The organism is Kocuria sp. KRD140 (assembly GCF_017168375.1).
In the GTDB taxonomy this organism is placed as follows: domain Bacteria; phylum Actinomycetota; class Actinomycetes; order Actinomycetales; family Micrococcaceae; genus Kocuria; species Kocuria marina.
In genome coordinates this window covers 426426-433139 of the sequence record NZ_JABFAW010000007.1, presented here as the reverse complement: position 1 = coordinate 433139, position 6714 = coordinate 426426, and the positions used below count along the sequence as shown (strand labels likewise).

Annotated in this window: 6 protein-coding genes; 3 read left to right on the top strand and 3 right to left on the bottom strand. The window is 67.6% G+C overall.

Annotated elements, in window-relative coordinates:
• Nucleotides 1-301: 301 nt before the first annotated feature.
• A complete protein-coding gene (locus J1M36_RS08370) occupies nt 302-916 on the bottom strand; it encodes a Rieske 2Fe-2S domain-containing protein (RefSeq protein WP_274606035.1) in 615 nt (204 codons plus the stop codon).
• A 395-nt stretch (nt 917-1311) separates the two neighbouring features.
• On the opposite strand from J1M36_RS08370, the gene catA reads away from it, so the two are divergent.
• Nucleotides 1312-2196, top strand: a complete 885-nt coding sequence (gene catA / locus J1M36_RS08365; RefSeq protein ID WP_206479039.1) for a catechol 1,2-dioxygenase — start codon at nt 1312-1314, stop codon at nt 2194-2196.
• A 573-nt stretch (nt 2197-2769) separates the two neighbouring features.
• Here catA and J1M36_RS08360 read toward each other — a convergent pair.
• The gene (locus tag J1M36_RS08360; protein ID WP_206479038.1) at nt 2770-3255 is read right to left on the bottom strand and encodes a MarR family winged helix-turn-helix transcriptional regulator; all 486 of its coding nucleotides are present in this window, start codon (nt 3253-3255) and stop codon (nt 2770-2772) included.
• A 56-nt stretch (nt 3256-3311) separates the two neighbouring features.
• Nucleotides 3312-4169 carry a hypothetical protein gene (locus J1M36_RS08355; RefSeq protein WP_241246972.1) on the bottom strand — a complete coding sequence of 286 codons (858 nt, stop codon included), beginning with the start codon at nt 4167-4169 and terminating at the stop codon, nt 3312-3314.
• A 162-nt stretch (nt 4170-4331) separates the two neighbouring features.
• Between J1M36_RS08355 and J1M36_RS08350 the strand changes: the two genes are divergently transcribed.
• Nucleotides 4332-5429 carry a glutathione S-transferase C-terminal domain-containing protein gene (locus tag J1M36_RS08350; protein ID WP_206479037.1) on the top strand — a complete coding sequence of 366 codons (1098 nt, stop codon included), beginning with the start codon at nt 4332-4334 and terminating at the stop codon, nt 5427-5429.
• Nucleotides 5430-5846: 417 nt separating this feature from the next.
• Nucleotides 5847-6692 carry a CoA ester lyase gene (locus tag J1M36_RS08345; RefSeq protein WP_167318053.1) on the top strand — a complete coding sequence of 282 codons (846 nt, stop codon included), beginning with the start codon at nt 5847-5849 and terminating at the stop codon, nt 6690-6692.
• The last annotated feature ends 22 nt before the right edge of the window (nt 6693-6714 follow it).

Sequence of the window (6714 nt, the reverse complement as noted above, 5' to 3'; positions counted from 1 at the left end):
GGCCGCATCCTGCGTGCGGTCGTGGGCGGGTGGCGACACCGGGGTCGTCCCGGCTCTCGACTCCCGGCCCAGCAGGGCCCGTTATTCCTGCTCCGGTACAGGGCCGCGAGCTCGCTGCGGGAATAGATGCCGAACTTGGTATAGATCCCGGCCGCGGCTCATGTCGTTCCACGGCGCGGAGGTGGCCTGGTATGTCTTCTGGCAGGAGCGGAACTCCTCGAGATCGTCCGGGGTGGCCATACCGGTGGCGTTGAAGAAGTCCTCGTACTGGCGGATCCGGTGGGCGCGGGACTTGTCCGACTCACCCTTGGGAGCGATGCAGTCGCAGCACCTCGAGGCCCTCCGGGGACTGCGCCACGATGGAGTCGATCACTTTGGTGGCGTCACCCAGGTGCTCCTCGAGGGGTAGGACATCCGGGTTCAGCGATCCGAACAGGAAGCCCTTGTAGTTCTCGAAACGGGCTACCTTGGTGAGGTCGTGGGAGCCGTCCTTGTTGAAGTTCTCCGGGTAGCCGGCGTTGCGGGAGTCCTTGACCTTGAGCAGCTCACCGGAGTTGCGGAACGTCCAGCCGTGGAACGGGCAGGTGAACGTGGTGCGGTTGTCGGTCTTGCGGCGGCACAGCATGGCACCGCGGTGGGCGCACGCGTTGATCAGGGCGTGCAGTTCACCGTTCTTGTCCCGGGAGATCACGATGGGCTGACGGCCGATGTACGTGGTGAAGTAGTCGCCCACGTTGGGGATCTGCGTATCGTGGGCCAGGTACACCCAGTTGCCCTCGAAGATGTGCTTCATCTCGAGCTCGAAGATCTCGGCGTCGGTGAAGATCTCGCGCTTGGCGCGGATGATCCCCTCTGCGCGGTCGTCCTCGACGGCGCCGTCGAGGACGTCGTGCAAACGGCTCAGGGTCTCGGTCATGGCGTAACTCCTTGAACATTGGGCGCCGACGTCAGCCCACGAGGTGGTGCGGGTGCGGGTGCGGGACCGAGGGGCCTGAGGGGCGCGACCCGCAGGTGAACCAGCAGGTGCGTACCCCTCATACTGATGGAGGGTGACCCCACTCACATCAGGGGGAACCCTAGGCTGAACCTGGGGTCATTTTTTCGCTTTATAGAATGAGTAACACCGGATTAAATATTTGTTGAATATAGATTCGCCGCACTAATCTGAGATGGACGTCACGGATCGCAGTTGCGTGCCTCACGGTCGCCATCCGGCCAGGGGTCCGATCGACGGGTCCGGAGCGCGGAGCGAGGGGCAGCTGCCATCACCCCCGGGCGTCCCCATCTGCTACGAGAACCGTGGAGGTCACCATGACTGACAACCCTTCCGCCGCACACCTCAAGGAGAGCCAGGGCACCGCCGTCGAAGCCGGTACCAAGGCCACCGAGCGTTTCGCCGCTTCCGGCAAGAAGTCCAAGCTCGACGTCCCCAAGGAGCGCGTCTCGCTGCTCGCGGGTGCGCTCATCAAGGCTGCCAACGACATCGTGGAAGAGCACGAGGTCACCTATGAGGAGTACAACGCCCTGAAGGCCTGGCTCATCAAGGTGGGCACGGATGGTGAGTGGCCGCTGTTCCTGGACGTATGGCTCGAGCACACCGTGGAGGACGTCAACTCCAAGGGGCGCCCGGGCACCGTGGGCACCATCGAGGGCCCCTACTACGTGTCGAACGCCCCCGAACTGCAGACCCCTGCCACGCTCGAGATGCGCGAGGATGAGGAGGGCACCCCGCTACTGTTCCACGGTGACTTCACCGACACCGACGGCAACCCCATCAAGGACGCCCAGGTGGAGATCTGGCACGCCGACGCCGCCGGGTTCTACTCCCAGTACGCGCCGGACATGCCCGAGTGGCTCTTCCGCGGCACCGTCAAGGCGGACGAGAACGGGCACTTCGAGATCCACACCATGCAGCCCGCTCCGTACCAGATCCCCACGGACGGTGCGTGCGGTCAGCTGATCGCCGCCGCCGGCTGGCACGCGTGGCGCCCCGCGCACATCCACATCAAGGTCTCCGCTCCCGGCTACCAGATGGTCACCCAGCAGCTCTACTTCCCGGGTGACCCGCACAACGAGGACGACATCGCCTCGGCTGTGAAGCCCGAGCTCATGCTGGATGTGCAGGAGCGCGCGGACGGCTCCGGCAACGAGGTCCAGTACGACTACGTACTCGCCAAGGAAGGCGAGAGCCGCTGAGTCTTTCGCTCGGTCCCGTTACGACGGCGCACCCCGACCCCGTGTTCGCGCACGGTGGTGGGGTGCTTTCGTTGGCGTGCCCACCGGTGGCGTCGGTCAGCGATGCCAGCTGGAGGTGGGTCGCCGGCAGCGGCCAGTTGCACCGGTCAAGGGTGGCGAACCTCGGAGGGAAACAAGCGTGGACGATCACACCTGACTGGGGGACAATACAAAGCATGTGAATATAACGAAATAAGTCTACTTGTGATGCAGCGGACCCCCGGATTTCCGGGGGTCCTCGTCGATTCTCGGGATCATCAGTAGCTTTACTTGCGTATCAATGTAGTTACTGCATAAAATCTTGTTGTCGGCCGAAGTGGCCCGGGCGCATCCCCCCAAATACGCGCCCGGATGATCCCCCGGCTGGCCGGCGTCCCGATCTCCCCCAGATTCGGGATGTCCGACGGGTCCTGCCGATCCCCCAAGTGGCAGGACCCGTCCCCTGTTAACGGGCCTTTTTCCTGGAAACCCGCGGGACCCGCCGGCCGCAGCAAGCCCCGGGGTCCACCGCGAGGACCACGGCTCGAAGATCCGTCAGGCGAGATCCATGGACCGCAAGCGCGGCAACACCTTGTCCGCGATGCTCACCAGGGCCGTCTGTTCCTCCTCGCTGAGCCGGTCCATGAACGCGGCACGCACCATCTCCAGGTGGGCGGGGGCCGCGCGCGCGATGACCTCGCGCCCGTGCTCGGTGATCCCCACCACGAGCCCGCGGGCATCGGTGGGGCTGGGGGAGCGGCAGATCATGTCCCGCCGTTCCATACGGGAGAGCATGTGGGACAACCGCGAGCGTTCCCAGTCCAGTTCCCGGAGCAATTCACGCGAAGGCAGTTCCCCCGAGTCGCTCTCGGACAGCGGGACGAGGACCTCGTACTCGGATCCGGACAGTTTGCTGTCACGTTGCAGCTGCCGGTCCACCGCGCGCTCCATGCTGCGGGACAGGGTCAGGAAGCTGCGCCACACCCGGTCCTCGGTGTCGCTGAGCCACGGCGTGTGCCGGGTGCCGGTCGTGCTGTCCATGGGTGTTTCCTCGTGGTGCGCCGCGCGGGGCGGGGGCTGGCGGATGGACGGGGGTGTCAGTCCCGGGGGTCGTGTCTGATCCAGTCCGAATCGTAATAGTTGCCTTCGTCCCGCCGGTCCCGGTCACGCAGTCGCTCGGCGTAGTCCGTGGGGCGAAGGGGCGAATCGTCGTCGTCGGGCCGGGTGAGCCGGGACGTGGCCACGAGGCCGAAACCGAGCCCGGCACCCACGATCATGGTCATCCCACCCACGATGAACGCCAGGATGTAGTCGTCCAGCAGGTCCGCGGGCACGGAGGGCCCGAGCCACGAGGGGACTACGAAGGCTGTGGCGATGCAGCCGAGGCCCAGGAGCAGCAGGGCCGCAGGGATCAGCCACAGCTTGGACCACGCACGGCGCACGGGTTGCGTGGGATCCCGGAAGATCGGCAGCGCCCGGGTCTGCACGAGCGCGTATCCCGCGACCCCGGCCACCGTGAGGACCGCCCCGATGACCCAACCGAGCCACGCGCCCTGCGCAATCAGACCGAGGCCGACGAGCAGCCCCAGCAGGACCACGGTGAAGGACAGCCCGCGGCCCATGCGCCGCGCCGCACGCGACGACGCCGCGCGGGCCTCCGCTGACGGGGACGCAGCCGGGCGCGGGGTCGCGCCGGACGGGGACCTAGTGGGCGGCGCCGCGGTCGGGGAGCCGGGGGAGGCGGCCGAGCCGGGCGCCGTCGTTCCGCCCGAAGCAGACTGGGTGTCCCGGTCAGCGGAACCCTGCGGGCCCCCGGGACCCGTGGTGCGGATGCCGTAGGTCGGGCGTTCGCGGGGAGCGGGCACGGGTGACCGCGCGCCGCCGCGTGACGGTGCGCCCTGGGAGGGGGAATCGGACGGGTCGTGCTCGTCCCGTGGGTGTGGGGCAGAAGTCATGGGCAAGTTCTCGGGTGAGGGGACAACGGGCTCACGCGGGGTGTTTCGACAGGGCCACTGTAGCCCTCCGCGCGAGTCCTCCGCGCGGTCCAGGGCACCCCGGGGCTACCCCACTCGAGGATTGGTGACGTATCATCAAAATATATTCACGGAAGGTACAGCATGTTGGATTCCACGACCCAGAACATCGAACAGGCCGAGGACGGGCGCTACTCCACCGCCGGGGCCTACGTCCACGAGGGCGAGGAGTACAACCGCGACACCACCTACATCGAGGACCGCATCGTGGCGGACCCGGAGCACGCGGAACTGGCCAAAGGCGCCCGGGCGTGGCCCGTGGAGGCCGGTCGGTACCGGTTGGTGGCCGCGCGGGCGTGCCCGTGGGCCAACCGCACGCTGATCGTGCGCCGCCTGCTGGGCCTGGAGGACGCCATCTCGGTGGGCCTGCCCGGACCCACGCACGATTCCCGTTCGTGGCGTTTCGACCTGGACCCGGATGGGCGCGACCCCGTGCTGGGCACCGAGCGGCTGCAGGAGAACTACTTCAAGCGCTTCCCGGACTACCCCCGGGGGATCACCGTGCCGGCCATCGTGGACATCCCCACGGGCCAGGTGGTGACCAACAACTTCCCGCAGATCACCGAGGACTTCAGCACCGAGTGGAAGCAGTTCCACCGGGAGGGCGCCCCCGATCTGTGGCCCGAGGAGCTCGTGCCCGAGATGCGCGAGGTGATGCACCGCATCTACACCGAGATCAACAACGGTGTGTACCGCTGCGGTTTCGCGGGCTCGCAGGAGGCCTACGAGTCTGCGTACGAGCGGTTGTGGACGGCCATGGACTGGGTCGAGGAACGGCTCTCCGGCCAGCGCTACCTCATGGGCGATCACATCACCGAGGCGGACGTGCGCTTGTTCACCACCCTCGCACGTTTCGACCCGGTGTACGTGAGCCACTTCAAGGCGTCCCGGAACAAGCTCACGGAGATGCCCAACCTGTGGGGTTACGCGCGCGATCTGTTCCAGACCCCGGGCTTCGGTGACACCGTGGACTTCCAGCAGATCAAGGAGCACTACTTCGTCGTGCACCGGGACATCAACCCGTCCGGCATCGTGCCGCTCGGCCCGTCCCTGGAGAACTGGACGAGCCCCCACGGTCGCGAGTCGCTGGGCGGCTCCCCGTTCGCCCCCGGTGCCACGGCATCGGGTCCCGTGCGGGACGACGAGCGAGTGGACCCGGACCACACCCCGCTCGCCTCCTGATCACCTCACGCGGCCCCCGGACGATGCGCAGGACCCGTCCGGGGGCCGCGTGCGCCCGTGTGGTGGTGAGCACCCTCACCGGGGGTACGCCATGCCGTACGGAGGTCGCTTCTCATCGCGCGACGCCGGGGTGGTTCGCGCATCCTCGTGGGGTCCCCACAAACCCCCGGCGGGGGCTTTTGTGCCCCGGACCGACGGCGCTCGATGGCCCCTCGTACTAGGGTTGATGTCGCGTGTCGGGTGACTTCACCCGCGCGGCACCGCCGCCGTACCGCACCCGATGGGCGCTCGCCGCGGTCCCGAACGACACCCCGATCCCACGGTTACGAATCGCGCCCTGACGCCGTCGTCCCGCGGGGTGTGACGAGCCGCCCCGAACGCCCCCAGACCGATCCCACCCACTTCCCCAGGAGACCCATGGCCCCGTACCGTAACCAACGCGCCGCTGCACTTCCCGCGCGACTCTCCCGCTCGTGGTTGCTGACGTCCGCGGCGGACACGTCGCTGTTCGCGCCCGCGCTGGCCTCGGAAGCGGACTCCGTGATCCTGGACATCGAGGACGCGGTGCCGGAGGAGGACAAGGACCGCGCCCGTGAGGACATGATGGAGGCCATGCACCAGGGCGTGAGCGCATGGGTGCGGATCAACGACATCACCACCCCGCACTGGGAGAAGGACCTGGCTGCGCTGAATGAGGTCGACAACCTGCGGGGCATCGTGCTCGCCAAGACCGAGCACCCGGACCACATCACCAAGACCGCCATGATGAGCCACGCGGGAATCCCTGTGGTCGCACTGATCGAGTCCGCTGTGGGCCTCATGAACGCGTACGACATCGCGCGCGCCCCGGGCGTGTTCCGGCTCGCGTTCGGTGTGGGCGACTTCCGCCGTGACACCGGTGCCTCGGGGGACCCCATGGCCCTGGCGTTCGCGCGCTCGACCCTGGTCACGGCGTCGCGGGTGGGTGAGCTGCCCGGTCCCATCGACGGCCCCACCAACGGGGTGTCCGGGGCGGAGCTCGAGGCCGCGTGCAAGGTCACGCAGTCCATGGGCATGACGGGCAAGCTGTGCCTGAACCCGGACCAGACGGACGGCATCAATCACGCGTTGGCCCCGAGTGATCAGGAGATCCGCTGGGCCCGTGAGATGATCGAGCAGGCCGAGTCCGGTCACGCCGGTGCGGACGGTTCCTACCTCCCGCGCCTCGCGCGCGCCAAGAAGGTCTCGGAACTCGCGGAGACCTACGGTCTCTGGAACAGCTGATCCGCCGCGGGGTCCGTCCAGC

Excerpts from the sequence above, each read along its gene's own strand:
- J1M36_RS08370 (WP_274606035.1), bottom strand. The coding sequence starts at position 916 with ATGACCGAGACCCTGAGCCGTTTGCACGACGTCCTCGACGGCGCCGTC.
- J1M36_RS08350 (WP_206479037.1), top strand. The coding sequence starts at position 4,332 with ATGTTGGATTCCACGACCCAGAACATCGAACAGGCCGAGGACGGGCGC.
- J1M36_RS08355 (WP_241246972.1), bottom strand. The coding sequence starts at position 4,169 with ATGACTTCTGCCCCACACCCACGGGACGAGCACGACCCGTCCGATTCC.
- J1M36_RS08345 (WP_167318053.1), top strand. The coding sequence starts at position 5,847 with ATGGCCCCGTACCGTAACCAACGCGCCGCTGCACTTCCCGCGCGACTC.
- catA (WP_206479039.1), top strand. The coding sequence starts at position 1,312 with ATGACTGACAACCCTTCCGCCGCACACCTCAAGGAGAGCCAGGGCACC.
- J1M36_RS08360 (WP_206479038.1), bottom strand. The coding sequence starts at position 3,255 with ATGGACAGCACGACCGGCACCCGGCACACGCCGTGGCTCAGCGACACC.